The sequence below is a fragment of the Flavobacterium sp. ENC genome (assembly GCF_020991415.1).
Taxonomy (GTDB): Bacteria; Bacteroidota; Bacteroidia; order Flavobacteriales; family Flavobacteriaceae; genus Flavobacterium.
This window is the reverse complement of sequence record NZ_JAJMOY010000001.1, coordinates 45,635-61,286: the sequence shown is the minus strand read 5'-3', so window position 1 is coordinate 61,286 and position 15,652 is coordinate 45,635. Positions and strand designations below refer to the sequence as shown.

The 15,652-nt window shown below is 38.5% G+C and carries 17 protein-coding genes and 1 riboswitch; of the genes, 1 reads left to right on the top strand and 16 read right to left on the bottom strand.

Translation table 11 applies throughout. The annotated features are described in order from the left end of the window. Positions 1-10: 10 nt before the first annotated feature. From thiH to LPB89_RS00220, 10 genes are all read right to left on the bottom strand, one after another. Positions 11-1,123 (bottom strand): 2-iminoacetate synthase ThiH, encoded by a 1,113-nt coding sequence (gene thiH, locus LPB89_RS00265; RefSeq protein WP_230699752.1) that lies wholly within the window; start codon positions 1,121-1,123, stop codon positions 11-13. A 137-nt stretch (positions 1,124-1,260) separates the two neighbouring features. After that, positions 1,261-2,037, bottom strand: a complete 777-nt coding sequence (locus LPB89_RS00260; RefSeq protein WP_305070299.1) for a thiazole synthase — start codon at positions 2,035-2,037, stop codon at positions 1,261-1,263. Then, positions 2,018-2,656 (bottom strand): thiamine phosphate synthase, encoded by a 639-nt coding sequence (locus LPB89_RS00255; RefSeq protein ID WP_230699751.1) that lies wholly within the window; start codon positions 2,654-2,656, stop codon positions 2,018-2,020. The genes LPB89_RS00260 and LPB89_RS00255 overlap by 20 nt, the downstream gene beginning before the upstream one ends. After that, a complete protein-coding gene (locus tag LPB89_RS00250; protein WP_230699750.1) occupies positions 2,646-3,401 on the bottom strand; it encodes a hydroxymethylpyrimidine/phosphomethylpyrimidine kinase in 756 nt (251 codons plus the stop codon). The genes LPB89_RS00255 and LPB89_RS00250 overlap by 11 nt, the downstream gene beginning before the upstream one ends. After that, positions 3,368-3,958 (bottom strand): thiamine phosphate synthase, encoded by a 591-nt coding sequence (locus LPB89_RS00245; protein WP_230699749.1) that lies wholly within the window; start codon positions 3,956-3,958, stop codon positions 3,368-3,370. The genes LPB89_RS00250 and LPB89_RS00245 overlap by 34 nt, the downstream gene beginning before the upstream one ends. 53 nt (positions 3,959-4,011) lie before the next feature. Further along, positions 4,012-5,835 (bottom strand): phosphomethylpyrimidine synthase ThiC, encoded by a 1,824-nt coding sequence (thiC, locus tag LPB89_RS00240; protein WP_230699748.1) that lies wholly within the window; start codon positions 5,833-5,835, stop codon positions 4,012-4,014. Positions 5,836-5,988: 153 nt separating this feature from the next. After that, positions 5,989-6,195 carry a sulfur carrier protein ThiS gene (gene thiS / locus LPB89_RS00235; RefSeq protein WP_154339062.1) on the bottom strand — a complete coding sequence of 69 codons (207 nt, stop codon included), beginning with the start codon at positions 6,193-6,195 and terminating at the stop codon, positions 5,989-5,991. A 65-nt stretch (positions 6,196-6,260) separates the two neighbouring features. After that, a riboswitch (TPP riboswitch) is annotated at positions 6,261-6,358 on the bottom strand. A gap of 155 nt (positions 6,359-6,513) precedes the next feature. Further along, positions 6,514-7,092: a DNA-3-methyladenine glycosylase I gene (locus LPB89_RS00230; RefSeq protein WP_230699747.1), complete on the bottom strand. Its 579-nt coding sequence runs from the start codon at positions 7,090-7,092 to the stop codon at positions 6,514-6,516. A 48-nt stretch (positions 7,093-7,140) separates the two neighbouring features. Then, the gene (locus LPB89_RS00225; protein ID WP_230699746.1) at positions 7,141-7,821 is read right to left on the bottom strand and encodes a hypothetical protein; all 681 of its coding nucleotides are present in this window, start codon (positions 7,819-7,821) and stop codon (positions 7,141-7,143) included. A 15-nt stretch (positions 7,822-7,836) separates the two neighbouring features. Then, positions 7,837-8,499 carry a queuosine precursor transporter gene (locus tag LPB89_RS00220; RefSeq protein WP_230699745.1) on the bottom strand — a complete coding sequence of 221 codons (663 nt, stop codon included), beginning with the start codon at positions 8,497-8,499 and terminating at the stop codon, positions 7,837-7,839. A 180-nt stretch (positions 8,500-8,679) separates the two neighbouring features. On the opposite strand from LPB89_RS00220, the gene LPB89_RS00215 reads away from it, so the two are divergent. Then, on the top strand, positions 8,680-10,800 hold the full coding sequence (locus tag LPB89_RS00215) for a M3 family metallopeptidase (protein WP_230699744.1): 2,121 nt from the start codon (positions 8,680-8,682) through the stop codon (positions 10,798-10,800). Between the two features lie 75 nt (positions 10,801-10,875). On the opposite strand, the gene tsf is transcribed toward LPB89_RS00215, so the two are convergent. The 6 genes from tsf to LPB89_RS00185 form a co-directional block, all read right to left on the bottom strand. Then, complete coding sequence (gene tsf / locus LPB89_RS00210) at positions 10,876-11,838, bottom strand: translation elongation factor Ts (protein ID WP_230699743.1); 963 nt, start codon at positions 11,836-11,838, stop codon at positions 10,876-10,878. 138 nt (positions 11,839-11,976) lie between these two features. Then, positions 11,977-12,786, bottom strand: a complete 810-nt coding sequence (gene rpsB / locus LPB89_RS00205) for a 30S ribosomal protein S2 (protein WP_230699742.1) — start codon at positions 12,784-12,786, stop codon at positions 11,977-11,979. Between the two features lie 176 nt (positions 12,787-12,962). Next, the gene (gene rpsI / locus LPB89_RS00200) at positions 12,963-13,349 is read right to left on the bottom strand and encodes a 30S ribosomal protein S9 (protein ID WP_007808909.1); all 387 of its coding nucleotides are present in this window, start codon (positions 13,347-13,349) and stop codon (positions 12,963-12,965) included. Further along, positions 13,349-13,804 carry a 50S ribosomal protein L13 gene (gene rplM, locus LPB89_RS00195; RefSeq protein ID WP_026983738.1) on the bottom strand — a complete coding sequence of 152 codons (456 nt, stop codon included), beginning with the start codon at positions 13,802-13,804 and terminating at the stop codon, positions 13,349-13,351. Before rplM ends, rpsI begins: the two co-directional genes overlap by 1 nt. A 197-nt stretch (positions 13,805-14,001) precedes the next feature. Further along, a complete protein-coding gene (locus LPB89_RS00190; protein ID WP_230699741.1) occupies positions 14,002-14,814 on the bottom strand; it encodes a ferritin-like domain-containing protein in 813 nt (270 codons plus the stop codon). Positions 14,815-14,842: 28 nt separating this feature from the next. After that, entirely contained in the window at positions 14,843-15,589 is a 747-nt protein-coding gene (locus tag LPB89_RS00185) for a ferritin-like domain-containing protein (protein WP_230699740.1), read from the bottom strand. Between the last annotated feature and the right edge of the window lie 63 nt (positions 15,590-15,652).

The window sequence follows — 15,652 nt, the reverse complement described above, 5'->3', positions numbered from 1 at the left end:
TTAAATATTTCTAATGATAACTTTTATCCCAATCTTTCCAGACAGGTTCATAGCCCGACTCTTTGATCACCTGAGCGATTTCTTTGGCGGAACGCTCATCACTGATTTCAAATTGTTCCAGGGATTGCGGGTCCACAACATAACCACCCGGATTCGTTTTGGAACCGGCACTCATGCTCGTTGTCCCGATCTGAATAATATTATTTCTGAATTTTTCGTTTTCACGGGTTGAAATTGAAATCTCCAAATCCTCATTCCACAAACGATACGCACAGATGAGCTGTGTCAGGTCTTTATCATCCATAATAAAATTAGGTTCAATAATGCCTTCGGCAGGACGTAATCTCGGAAAGGAAACGGAATACTTGGTTTGCCAGTATTTCTTCTGGAGATAGTCGATATGCAAGGCATTAAAAAAACTATCCGTCCGCCAGTCTTCCAATCCCAGTAAAACGCCCAAACCCATTTTGTGAATCCCTGCAGTTCCTATTCTGTCCGGAGTTTCCAGACGAAAATCGAAGTTTGATTTTTTGCCTTTGGTATGGTATTTTTTATACACTTCCTGATGATACGTTTCCTGATAAACCAGAATCGAATAAACACCAGCCTGATGCAAGCGCTCATATTCTTCCGTGGAAAGCGGCTGAACTTCTGCCGAAATAATCGAAAATTGCTCTTTTAGCTGCGCAATTGCATTCAGGAAATAATTAATATTTACGGTATAATTGGCTTCACCCGTAACCAGTAAAACATGGTCGAATCCTGCTTCTTTTAACGCCTCGGTTTCCAGTTTAATTTCGGCAGTTGAAAGTGTTTTTCGCTTGATTTTATTATCGAGGCTAAAACCGCAGTAAGTACAGATATTTTGGCATTCATTGCTTAAATACAAAGGCGCATACATCTGAATTGTTTTGCCAAAGCGTTTTTTGGTCAGCTCATGGCACTCCAGGGCCATTTGCTCCAGATAAGGTTGCGCGGCGGGTGAGATTAAGGCTAAAAAATCATCCAGATTTCGTTTGGTTTTTGCCAAAGAACGTTCTGCCTCTTTTGAGGAGGTTTGATATATTTTAGATTGAATGGAATCCCAGTCATACTGATCAAAAACCGATTTAAATGTTTTCATTGGATTTTTTTTTACCGCAAAGGGCACTAAGATTTACGCGAAGTTCGCTAAGCTTTGTGTTGTTTAGGTCTGATTAAAAGTTCGCTAAGCGTTGCGGACTTTGCGAAATAACCTTGCGAACTTTGCGGTTAAGCAAACTAGTCATATAAAAAAGAGGTCAAAGGGCTGGAAGCAACTGCATGGTTTTGTTGACTGGCAATTTTGGCTTCGAATGCTTTTCGGCCGGCGATTACAGCTTCCTTAAAAGCCTCGGCCATTAACTTCGGGTTTCCGGCGACGGCAATTGCAGTATTGACTAAAACAGCATCGGCACCAATTTCCATTGCTTTTGCAGCATCAGACGGAGCGCCGATTCCTGCATCAATAATCACAGGGACATTGCTTTGCTCTATGATGATCTCGAGGAAATCGATAGTTTTCAGTCCTTTGTTACTGCCAATCGGGGACCCTAAAGGCATTACGGCTGCGGTTCCCGCATTTTCCAAATGTTTGCACAAAACAGGATCGGCATGAATGTACGGAAGAACAATAAAACCCAGTTTAGCTAATTCTTCTGTCGCTTTTAGAGTTTCAATGGCATCCGGCATAAGGTATTTGGGATCCGGATGTATTTCGAGCTTCAGCCAGTTCGTTTCCAGGGCCTCGCGGGCTAACTGTGCAGCAAAAATGGCTTCTTTGGCATTTCTTGCGCCCGATGTATTGGGTAATAAATGAATTCCGGGATGTTTCAAATGTGTTAGAATAGCATCTGTTTCAGTCTCTAAATCAATTCGTTTTAAGGCAACCGTTACCAATTCGCTTTGGGATGCCAGAATAGCTTCTTCCATTTCGAAATTGGAACCAAACTTTCCGGTTCCCAGAAACAGGCGCGAGGTTAAGGTTTTATCACCAATTTTAAACAAAGATGTTTGCATATAATTTTTCGTTTAATTGTTGAATCAGTTTTTCTTTTTGATTACTATTTGTAATGAGTCCGGAAACGGCAATACCATGAACTCCGGTTTCCATCAGTGTATCGATATCGTCAGCGATAATTCCGCCAATAGCATAAACCGGAATCTCAAGATTGTTTTCTTTTAATTTCTGAAGAATGGTACGATAGCCTTCAAAACCTAAAATCGGACTTAATTGTTCCTTTGTTGTTGTGAATCGAAGAGGCCCTAACCCAATATAATCACAGCCATTTTCGATATGATTCTGAATATCGTCGAATGTATTGGCGGTTGCCCCAATGATTTTGGTGTTACCGAGAATGGCGCGGGCTTCTTCAATTTTGGTATCAAGGAGACCTAAATGCACACCATCTGCGGCAATTTGTTGTGCCAGGTATACGTTGTCGTTTACAATGAAATTCGCCAGATACTCTTCGCATAAAAACTTTACCGCTTCTGCCAAAACAAAACAGTTTTTTGTACTTTGATTTTTGAAACGCAGCTGAACCCAGTCACAGCCGTTATCGAGCGCGTTATGAATATTGTACAATTGCTTTTCGATTGTATTTCCCTGCGAGATGTATTGTAGTTTATGGTACATAATGATAGCCTATTAAAGTTGATGTTGAACTCAGGTATTTTTCTATGTAGATTTTAGCATTTTTACAAGCCTCTTTTTTAGTCTGGTTCAATGCAAGATTTGAGGTGATCGCAGCCGATAATACACAGCCGGAACCGTGTTTTTCGAAACATTTTTGTTCAGAAGGCAATAGTGTCACCATTTCGTTCTTCAGAAGCAAATAATCAGTTCCGGGTTTACCAGTGTTATGTCCTCCTTTTACTAAAACAGCGGTTGGTATTTTATTTTTTTTCCAAAGTTCCCGGGATAAAAAACCGGGAAATAAAATTTCTGCTTCATTATAATTAGGCGTAATCAGATCAATTTGTGATAAAACATCGTGGAGATCCAAATCAGCTGTGATTTTTAGGAACTCAAATTGTGTTGTTGATTTTAAAACCGGATCCCAGACAATTTTTGTGGCTGGCGAGGCGAGTTTTATAGTCGAGAGAATTCGGTTTAAATAATGTAAATCCGGCGTAATTCCGATTTTTACAGCTTTGATGTTATAGTTTTGAAATAAAGTTTCGACAGACCGAATAACAAAACTTAAATCAGTCCATTGAATGTCATAGAACTGATTTTCGGTCTGCAGTGTATTGGCAGTCGAAATGGCAAAACCACGAACCTGATGCTGCTCGAAAGTTTTAATATCCGCTAAAACTCCTGCGCCGCCGGTCGGGTCAAAACCCGCTATAGAGAGTGCGAATGGACGATTTTCTGGCATACTTTAAATTGATTTACAGGATTTTCATGATGCCACACTGCTCCTAAAAGCGCAATGTCATCAAAGCCGTTTTCAAGTGTTTTTTGAATGTTTTCAGGTTCAATTCCACCTAAGGCAATTACTTTTGTTTTGAAATTTGTTCTTGATTTTAAAGCTTCAAAAAGATCAGTTTCGGATTGATAATTTTCTTTTGAAATACTTTTAAAAACAGGACTTACAAAGGCATATTCAAAATTTGGGTGCAAGGCATTAAAAGTTTCGATTGAATGCACAGACGTTGAAATTATTTTGTTTTCTCGTGAAATTTCAAACTCTTCCTTTCTTTGTTTCTCTGAAAAATGGATTCTGTTAATTCCAAAATCCTGTGCTAATTCATGATGACTGTGCAAAACCAGATTTGCTCTGAATCTCAGTTTTATCTGGTGAATAAACAGCGCCATTTCAAGCTCAGAAAAATCAGGTTTCCGAATGTGAAGCAAAGACAATCCTTCTTCAAATAGAGAATCGATAATGCTGATTTCATTTGCAATAGCAGAAGGATTGGTAATAACAATCATAGCCTGATTTATTTCTTTACTCTTTATTCTATTTTCTTTTCTCTATTCTCTCCTCAGATATAAATTTCTTTCCCCTGCTCTATAAACTCCTCTGATTTTTCCTGCATGCCTTTTTCGGCAGCCGCAACGTCACGGATTTCCTGAGAGATTTTCATCGAGCAGAATTTCGGACCGCACATTGAACAAAAGTGTGCAATTTTAGCACCCTCCGCCGGAAGGGTTTCATCGTGAAATTCTCTTGCCGTGTCCGGATCCAGTGATAAATTAAACTGATCTTCCCAGCGGAATTCAAAACGGGCCTTGCTTAAAGCATTGTCACGATACTGAGCACCTGGATGTCCTTTGGCAAGATCAGCGGCATGTGCCGAAATTTTATAGGTGATAACACCGTCTTTAACATCTTTTTTATTGGGCAGGCCTAAATGTTCTTTAGGAGTCACGTAACAAAGCATCGCACAGCCGTACCATCCAATCATAGCGGCACCAATTGCAGAAGTGATATGATCATAGCCCGGCGCAATATCGGTTGTTAAGGGGCCAAGTGTGTAAAACGGTGCTTCATTGCAGTGTTCTAACTGTTTGTCCATATTTTCTTTAATCATATGCATGGGCACGTGACCAGGGCCTTCAATAAATACCTGCACATCATGTTTCCAGGCAATCTTAGCTAGTTCTCCGAGCGTTTCCAGTTCGGCAAATTGTGCGGCATCATTGGCATCGGCAATAGAACCCGGACGCAAACCGTCACCCAGTGAAAAAGCAACATCGTACTGTTTCATGATTTCGCAGATTTCCTCAAAATGGGTGTACAAAAAGTTTTCCTTATGATGAAACAAACACCATTTTGCCATAATCGATCCGCCACGGGAAACAATTCCGGTAACACGGTCAGCAGTTAAGTGAATGTAGCGCAATAATACACCCGCATGAATCGTGAAATAGGAAACGCCTTGTTCTGCCTGTTCGATTAGGGTATCGCGGAAAACTTCCCAGGTTAAATCTTCGGCGATGCCTTTTACTTTTTCCAAAGCCTGATAAATCGGCACCGTTCCGATGGGTACAGGGGAGTTGCGAATGATCCATTCTCTCGTTTCGTGAATGTTTTTTCCGGTTGATAAATCCATGATGGTGTCTGCTCCCCAACGGCAGGCCCACACGGCTTTTTCGACTTCTTCCTCAATACTCGAGGTCACGGCACTATTACCAATATTGGCATTTATTTTTACAAGGAAATTGCGGCCAACAATCATAGGTTCGCTTTCAGGATGATTGATATTATTTGGAATAATAGCACGGCCAATGGCCACTTCACTACGGACAAATTCAGGTGTAATTTTGCTTTTTGGTGTATTTGCTCCAAAACTATGACCGGCGTGCTGGCATTGCATGGCCTTGGTTTGTTCATTTAAAAGTTCAATCCGCTGATTTTCACGAATGGCGATATATTCCATTTCAGGAGTTATGATGCCTTGTTTTGCGTAGTACAGTTGCGTAACATTTGCTCCTTTTTTGGCACGTTTCGGCTGATGCAAATATTCAAAACGAAGATGCTTTAAACTTTCGTCTTTTAGGCGTGTCTGTCCGTAATCAGAGGTGATTTCGTTTAGGATTTCGACATCATTTCTGTTTAAAATCCATTCTTCTCTTAGGCGAGGCAGGCCTTTTCGAATGTCGATTGTGATATCCGGATCGGTATAAGCACCCGATGTGTCATAAATGGTTACAGGAGGATTTTTTTCAGTCCCGCCGTTTGAAAGCCTGGTATCGCTTAAAATCACTTCGCGCATGGCCACTTTGATCGGATGTATTTCTCCGCTGACGTATATCTTTTTAGAATTAGGAAAAGGTGTTCTGGATATTTTCTCTTCGTTAGTCATATTTTTTTGTTTTTTTGTTTCAGGTTTCAGGTTTCAGGTTTCAGGTTTCATGTTGACCCTGATCATAGATTTTACGTAGAGACGCACAGCAGTGCGTCTACGCGTTGTATGAAATTGGAATTTGGATGTCTTTCTATTGGAATTTTAAAACAATTATCCGCCCTGCGTTGCAGAAATAATTAGAATTTCGTCTGTTTCCTGAATAAGGTGTGAATTCCAGTGTAGTTTTGGAATTATGGTGCTGTTGACAGCCACGGCAATTCCGTTTTGTTTGTTTGGAATTTCGAGATCGAGCAATGACTGAACGCTAAGGGTCTCAGCATTGAATGTTTTGATTTTTTGGTTGATTTTTAGTTCCATTCCTTTTGGGTTTAGTATATAGTAATACTTTAGGAATGGCTACAATTGCGCACAAAAATGCGCGAAGAAGTCATCTTACTTTTCCCTACGCTAGTATGAACTAGATCAGGTTCAGAGGGTAAAATCTCAGCCTGCGATATTGCAGACACCCCTAAAGTGTGAAGCAAATGTAAGGAAAAAAAGTTTTCAGTCGCAGTTTTTAGTCACAGTTTTCAGATTTGTATAAAACTGAATGCTGCAAACCAGCTAAGACACTGAAAACTGCGACTGAGAAGAGGACTAGCAGAGAGACTGAAAACTGCGACTGAAAACTGAAAACTACTTCAATCTTGTCCAGCAATCTTCAACATGATCGTTAACCATACCGGTAGCCTGCATGTGAGCGTAAATAACAGTTGATCCGACAAATTTGAACCCTCTCTTTTTTAAATCTTTACTGATTTCGTCTGAAAGTGGAGTGGTAGCGGGAACGTCTTTTGATGTTTTCGGATTATTGTTAATCGGTTTTCCATTGGTGAATTTCCAGATGTACTCAGAGAAACTTCCAAATTCTTCCTGGATGTCCATAAAAGCCTGTGCGTTCGTAACTGCCGAACGAATTTTTAGTTTATTTCGAATAATTCCGGTATCTTCCAGAAGGGATTCGATTTTATCTTCGGTATAATTGGCTATTTTTTTATAATCAAAATGATCGAAAGCAGTTCTGAAATTTTCTCTTTTATTTAAAATGGTAATCCAGCTCAAACCCGCCTGAAAAGTTTCCAGCATTAAAAATTCAAATAACGAGGCATCGTCATACACGGGAACGCCCCATTCTTCATCATGGTATTTTTTGTATAAATCGCTGGCGGAACACCAGCTGCATCGTATTGGCTCTATTGCCTCATTCTTCGTCATGCTGTTTTTTGTTTAAATTCAAGTCTGGAGGATCAGGTCTTTATTCTATTATCTCCCAATTTGCCATTTGTATCCTTTTACGCCCGGAATATAAGCAGAACGGCCAATGATGACCAGTTCATTATAAATCTTCTTATCGTATTTGATGCCGATAGCAGTTCCTGAAGTGTATAGTTTATTGGCTTTAAAGGTGATTTTCATCAGGCCGTCTTTAAATTTAGCATCGGAGATCTTTTCTACAAGCCAGGTCGAACGCCATTTTACAGCAATTTCGTCATCGTCAGTTTTAGTAATGCTTTTGACAAGTTTAACCGCTTCTTCCGGTATTTCAAATCTTTCAGTAAGCTGTTCCTGAGTCAGAGTCTGCCCAATTTTGCTTCCGTAAAGTATTTTGCGTAAGTTAACAAAGGTCAGTAAAGTTTTATTTGCCTCAGGACTCAGGTCTAATTTAGGATTATCTGTTAGAACCTCTTTATGTTGAATTTGAGAACCTGGTTCATTTCCTTCTTTTACAGAGAAGATATTCTTTTTTTCGACAATAAGTTTTTTTCCGGAATTTAAAATAATTGTAGCTTGCGGCACTCTTTTTCTAAATATTTTTGGCTTAGCAGGTTTTAATTTATTAACAGGATAGACTGTTTTTTGTTTAGACTCTTTTTTTGCATCGTTACCGCAGCCAGTAAAAAAATAGGCTATGGAAAGCAGCAGGATGGCAATTGTCTTTTTCATAACTACAAGATACGCTTAATCTTTAACAGAAGAATCCTCTTCCAGATATTTCTTAATTAAATAATGTCCAAGGTAAATCAACGGAGTTAATAAAACGGCAACAGAAAGTTTAAAAATATAACCTGTTAAGGCCGAGGTTATAAAAGTATCAAAATTGATTTTTCCGGGCAGCCAAAAAGCAATTCCGAGAACAATAAAAGAATCAAATAATTGTGATATGACGGTAGATCCGGTCGTTCTCAGCCATATTTTCTTTTCTCCCGTTCGTCTTTTAAAAAACCAGAAAATCCAGACGTCTATAAGTTGGGAGGCCATAAAAGCGATAAGACTCCCGACGATAATCCACATACTTTGTCCGAAAACGGCAAGAAATTGTTCGTCATTCACCGGGCTAATGCCTTTTGCTGCGGGAATTACAATGGCCATAAATAAGACCAGAAAAGCATAAGCGATTAAACAGGCGGTGATGAAAGAAAGTTTTTTCACTCCCTTTTCGCCAAAATATTCATTGATTAAATCTGTGGTAAGAAAAACGATGGGCCAGGGCAGAATTCCGATACTCATTACAAATGGTCCGATTTGAATTAATTTCCCCCCGATTAATTCCGCTACTACGGCATTAGTGATAAAAATTCCTGCAAGAATAACAAAGACAATTTCTTTTTTGGTTTTGAACATATCTTTTTTGTGATTGAAATTTCAAATTTAAGATATTTCTTTATAAACATCACATGGTTTGAATCAAAATTAATTGGCGGATATTAAAGAATACGAACCGTTAAATTTTCTTTTCAATGGTGTTTTTTCGTTATTTTTGAATACTAACAAAATTCATTTATATCAAGTAAATTAATGATAATGAAAAAAATAATAGGAATTTTTCTTATGGGTACAACTTTTTTTGCGTCAAACGCACAAACCAATTCTGAGAATCCGCTGCTTAAAAAATGGATCGGCCCGTATGGTGGCGTCCCTGCATTTAATGAGTACAAAGTATCAGATTTTAAACCGGCGATTGAGTTCGCAATTCAGGAAAAGCTTAATGAAGTAGATGCCATCGCCAATAATCCGAAAGCTCCGACTTTTGACAATACGATAGCGGCTTTAGAGCTTTCCGGAAAAACAATCACTAGAATTTCAGCGGTTTACGGAATTTACAGATCAAATTTAAGCAGTCCGGAGTTTAATGCCGTCGATACGGAAATGTCTCCGAAATTTTCTGAATTCAGTGATAAGATCAATCAGAATAAAAAGCTTTTCGAAAGGATCGAAACTTTATACAATTCAAAAGAAAGTAAAAAACTAACAAGCGAACAGCAACGCTTAATTTGGCTCTATTACACGGAATTTGTTCGTGAAGGAGCGAAATTAAACAATGCAGATAAAGAAAAGGTAGCCGAAATCAATAAACAGCTGGCAACACTTTTTACAAAATTCAGTCAAAATTTGCTGGCAGAAGAACACGATCAGTTTGTGGCATTAAAAACGGAAGCAGATTTCGACGGCCTTCCTGCTGAAGTGAAAAATGCAGCTATGGCAGAAGCAAAGGATCGAAAATTGGACGTGATGGGATGTGTTGCGAATACGCGTTCTTCAATTGAACCCTTTTTGACTTTCTCCAATCGCAGGGATTTACGCGAAAAGGCTTTTAATATTTTCGTAAAACGTGGTGATAACGGGAATGCAAATGATAATAATGCGACTTTAGTTTCTATTTTGCAATTGCGTACAGAAAAAGCTAAAATATTGGGTTTCCCTTCTTTTGCGCATTGGAGTTTGTCTAATAAAATGGCAAAAGATCCACAGAAAACACTGGCACTAATGGAATCTGTATGGGAGCCAGCGGTTGAAAAAGTACATCAGGATGTTGCCGAAATGCAAAAAATTGCAGATGCTGAGGGAGGGAAATTTAAAATCCAGCCCTGGGATTATCGTTTCTATGCTGAAAAAGTAAGGAAAGCAAAATATGACCTGGACCAAAATGAAGTTAAGCCTTATTTGCAATTAGAAAACCTTCGTGAAGGCATGTTTTGGGTTGCGGGTGAATTATTCAACTTAAGTTTTAAACAAATTACAAATGTTCCGGTCTATCATCCGGATGTACGTGTATGGGAGGTAAGCAGTAAGGTTACCGGTAAAGTTGTGGGATTGTGGTATTTTGATCCTTACGCACGCACAGGAAAGCGTTCGGGAGCCTGGATGAATTCTTATAGAGATCAGCAAAAACTGGAAGGAGATGTGCAGACTATTGTCTCTAATAATTGCAATTTTATTAAAGGTGATACAAATGAGCCCATTTTAATTTCGTGGGAAGACGCTTCGACACTATTTCATGAATTCGGACATGCACTTCATGGTTTGTGTTCAAACGTAACGTATCCGAGCTTGTCCGGTACTTCGGTAGCCAGGGATTATGTTGAGTTTCCTTCTCAGTTGCTGGAGCATTGGCTGGCTACTCCGGAAGTATTGAATAAATTTGCCCTGCACTATAAAACAAATCAGCCCTTGCCGCAGGCGTTGGTGGAAAGAATTGAAAAAGCAGCCAACTTTGGTGAAGGATTTGCTACTGTTGAAACAATTTCAAGCTCATTAATAGATATGAAGCTCCATTTAACTACAACAACAATCAATCCGCGTGAATTTGAAAAAGTGACATTAGATGCGCTTCATATGCCTTCTGAAATTGTAATGCGTCACAGGATTCCGCAGTTTGGGCACATTTTTTCAAGTGACGGCTATGCAGCCGGGTATTACAGTTACTTATGGGCGGATGTTATAAACGCAGATGCCTACGAGGCTTTCCTTGAAGGTAAAGGTCCTTATGACAAAGAAGTGGCCAAACGACTTTATGATACTGTTTTTAGTGTCGGAAATACGATTGATCAGGAAAAAGCATATGAGAATTTTAGAGGAAGAGCACCTAAATCTGATGCTTTGATGCGAGCGAGAAATTTTCCGATTGCAGGGAAGAAAAAATAAGATACTGAAGTAAGCAAATAAAAAAAAGCCCGAATAAATTAATATTCGGGCTTTTTATATTGAAAAAATAATATATTAACCTAAAGTAACTCTTTTGAAACCTGTGATTACAACATTGAATCCTTTAACATAATCACCAACTTTTTTACTATCATCTTTGATAAAGTTTTGATCTAATAAAGCTTTCTCCTGATCTAGAGTAGTATTGTCAGAGATGAAACGCTGCACTTTTCCAGGAATAATTTTATCCCAGATTTGTTCTGGTTTACCTTCAGCTTTTAATTCAGCTTTAGCATCTTCTTCAGCTTGTTTTAAAACTTCTTCAGTTAATTGAGAGTAAGAAATATATTTAGGAACATTTTTTAAAGTTTTTCCTAAACGTTTAGCTTCTTCATTATCCTTTTCGATTACAGCAATACGGGCAGCAAGTTCAGATTCAACGAAAGCAGGATCAAAATCTTTGTAAGATAATGTATCAGCTCCCATAGAAGCAACTTGCATAGAAACATCTTTAGTTAAAACGTCAGCGTTAGGAATTGCAGCAGAAATTGCAGTTAATGCAGCAATTTTGTTAACGTGAACGTAAGATCCAACGAAAGCGCCTTCTAAGATTTCGAAACCACCGATTTCGATTTTTTCACCGATAACACCAGTTTGCTCAATTAATTTTTCAGCAACAGTAATTCCGTTGAAATCTGAAGCTAAAAATTCTTCTTTAGAAGAGAAGTTAATAGCTCTTTCTACTAATTCTTTAGCTAAAGTTACGAAAGCCTCATTTTTACCTACGAAATCTGTTTCGCAGTTTAAAGTGATGATAGCTCCTTTAGTTTTGTCAGCATTAACAAAAGAAACAGCAGCTCCTTCAGAAGACTCACGGTCAGAACGGTTAGCAGCAACTTTTTGTCCTTTTTCTCTAAGGTTTTGTATCGCTTTATCGAAATCTCCATCAGCTTCAACTAAAGCTTTTTTACAGTCCATCATTCCGGCACCTGTAGTTTGTCTTAATTTATTTACGTCTGCAGCAGTAATTGTTGCCATAATATTTTGAATTTTAATGTTAAAAGTAAAAATTCCATCTTTTAAATCCCAAACTCCAATTTTAATAAATTATCAACATTATGTTTTTAATTATTCTTTGGATTTTGGAATTTAAAATTTGGAATTTAAATTGTTTATTTATTCTTCAGTTGCAGGAGCAGCAGCTTCAACAGCCGGTGCAGCCTCTGCGGCAGGAGCAGATTCAACAGCTTCAGTAGCCGGAGCTTCTTCTGTAAAAACGTCAGCTTCTTTGTCAGAACCTCTGTCAGAAAGACCTTCGATTACGGCAGCAGTTACTAAAGATAAAATTTTGTCAATTGATTTAGAAGCATCATCATTTGCAGGAATAACGTAATCAACCTCTCTTGGGTCAGAATTCGTATCAACCATTGCGAAAACTGGAATGTTTAATTTTTGTGCTTCTTTTATTGCGATATGTTCCGCTTTGATATCTACTACGAACAATGCTGCAGGTAGTCTTGACATATCAGCGATTGAACCTAAGTTTTTCTCTAATTTAGCACGTAGACGATCCACTTGCAAACGCTCTTTTTTAGAAAGAGTCATGAAAGTACCATCTTTCTTCATTTTATCAATAGAAGACATTTTTTTAACTGCCTTTCTGATAGTTACGAAGTTAGTTAGCATTCCACCAGGCCATCTTTCAGTGATGTAAGGCATGTTGGCAGCTTTTGCTTTTTCAGCAACGATGTCTTTTGCTTGTTTTTTGGTAGCTACGAATAAAATTTTTCTACCTGATGCAGCGATTTTTTTCAAAGCTTCATTAGCTTCTTCAATTTTAGCTGCAGTTTTATATAGATTGATAATGTGAATACCATTACGCTCCATATAAATGTAAGGGGCCATGTTTGGATCCCATTTTCTAGTCATGTGTCCGAAGTGAACACCTGCTTCTAGTAAGTCTTTTACTTCTATTTTGTTTGCCATTTTTGTACTAGTTTACGTTCTGTTGATTAGCAATGCATAAATGGCGGTTTCCCAGGCTTTATACATTTAGATGCTAAACTATTTCCTGCCTCGACAGGAGAGCAACAACAACTGTGTTTTTTAATTTCAATAAATAATTGATCATGTCTTGTCCCAAATGAACAAGACAGGTAATATTAACGTTTAGAGAATTGGAATCTCTTACGAGCTTTCTTCTGACCGAATTTCTTACGTTCAACCATTCTTGGATCTCTTGTTAATAAACCTTCTGGTTTAAGGATAGCTCTGTTTTCAGCATTTACTTCACACATAACACGTGCTAATGCCATTCTTACAGCTTCTGCCTGACCAGTTGAACCACCTCCGTAAACGTTTACTTTTACATCAAAGTTGTTTACATTTTCTGTCATAGACATTGGTTGTAAAACTTTGTATTGTAAAGTTGCAGTTGGAAAGTAAGTTGCGAATTCTTTTTTGTTTACAGTGATTTTTCCTGTTCCTTCAGAAACATATACACGTGCAACAGCGGTTTTTCTTCTACCGATTTTGTGAATAACTCCCATTACTTAAGATCGTTTAGGTTAACAGTTCTAGGTTTTTGAGCTCCGTGAGTATGCTCAGCACCTACAACAACATTTAGATTTCTAAAAAGTTCAGCACCTAGTTTGTTTTTAGGTAACATTCCTTTTACAGCTTTCTCTACTAGTAATGCAGGGTTTTTAGATTGCAATACTTTAGCAGTTAAAGTTCTTTGTCCTCCTGGGTAACCTGTATGACGCATGTAAATTTTGTCATTCATTTTTGTACCTGTAAGGTTAATTTTTTCTGAGTTGATAACAATTACGTTATCTCCACAGTCAACGTGCGGTGTGTAACTTGGCTTGTACTTACCTCTTAAGATCATTGCAACCTTTGAAGCAAGACGACCTAAGTTATGACCTTCAGCGTCAACAACAATCCACTCTTTCGTTACAGTGGCTTTGCTAGCTGAAATTGTCTTGTAGCTTAATGCGTCCATAATATTATTTTAATTAAACATTCCATCCCCAATAAAGGGGATGCAAAAGTACAATTAATTATTTTAAAACCAAATACCTTAAAAGATTATTTTAACTGCTGATTTTCAGGAGTTATTTTTTCTTTGAAAACAACAAAAAAACCATCTTTACAAAATGAAGCAAAGATGGTTTCTAGCCAGGCTAAAAAAAAAATTAATTATACTATAAATATGTTGGCTATGTTTACAACTTGTTGTGTAGTAAGCGGTTCGTCATAAGCTTCAGATCCGGCTGCAGCTCCGAATAAAGTTGCAGTATTATATCCTGCCTGCATGGTAAGTCCTTCGCCATCATATACGGCTTGTGTGGCCGCTGGCATTCCGGCACCTCTGTCGCTATTAGAAATCCATCCTTTTAAACCACGCAGTCGTCTTACTTCAGAGGCATGACGTGCTTCAACAGAATGTATTTGTAGTGCGGCTGTGAGTAATTCCGGAGTTGAAATCAGGTTTGCGGCCTGACCTTTATAAGCTCTTACGCCTGTGTCTTCAAATGCCTGGGCCAATGCTAAAAATGTCGGATAATCTCCGAAAGGATCGAAAGCACCGCCAACCGTAAAATCGAAAGTCGGTTTCGGAACAAAATTAGCACTTGAGCTGCCTCCTAGTCCGGCAATCAGGAATTTTACGTGATCTGCTTCATGATCCGCTATTTGCTGAAAAACCTTTAAATCACGTCCCCCGTTTTCTGATGCCGGAATAACACCCGAATCTAATGCCATCGCATAAAATTCATTTTCCAGATATTCTAAGGTCAGTGCAAATTGCAAAGCTCCGATAGGTGTTGCCGGAGTGGCGGTTATATCTTGTGCCATTGCTTTATTCGCTAGTGCCGATAAACCGAACGGAATGGATGCAAATGCTAAATTTTTTCCAAGATTTCCAAATTGTGTAAAACTGTCTCTTCTGGAACCTGTGCTGGTCATAATACCCTCATTAGTAAATGACTCTATAAATTTTAATATATTCATAATTTCTAGTTTTTAAAGTGCATTAATATTAAGGTAAAAATTTAGCTGTAAATTGTGTTGTAATAAATCCGCCTGCAATAGCTAGTATTTTAGAAGGGTCTTTTGCATCATCCAGTCCGGTAGTCATATTTACAATATCGTCTCCTGCAAAATCTTTCGAATTAGGATTAATTAAGCTTCTGATGGCAGAGGCATGCCGGGCTTCTACCGAAACAATTTTTCCTGCTAACAATAAATAGTCGGGACTTTTGATCAGTTTGCCTGCACCATTATAGGCCGCTACTCCCGTATCTTCAAGAGCTTTGGCAGTGGCCAGAACATCAGTACGGCTGTTAAAGTTTAAGGCACCATAATTAAAGGCCAGTGTTGGCAGCAGCTGAGAAGCTGGGTCTGGTAGTCCGCCACTCAAAGCAGCCTTAAAAAAATCTCTGTGCACAACTTCGTGATGGTACAAGTCGGTAAGGACCTGTTTCTCTATTTCGTTAAAAGTGGCATTGAAATTTGAGGCATTTACGACTTTAGTATAAAAGTCAGCTTCCAATTGCTCTAAAGCATATGCATAGGTTAGAACGCCAAAATCTCCGGCGCCTAAGTCAAATTTTCCATTTCTGATTCCCGGTAACATATTATCTACAACTGGATCGTCATTATCATTATCACTGCATCCGGCCATAAGTAATCCCGCACTAACGACGGTCAGCCCGCTAAGTTTGAGAAAATTCCTTCTGTTGTTCAGGGCCGTGTCAACCTCCTGAATCCTTACTTCGTTTTTCATAATTAATACTTTTAAATGGTTATTAATAGGAATTACATTTTACATGTATTAAGTTAGTTACGG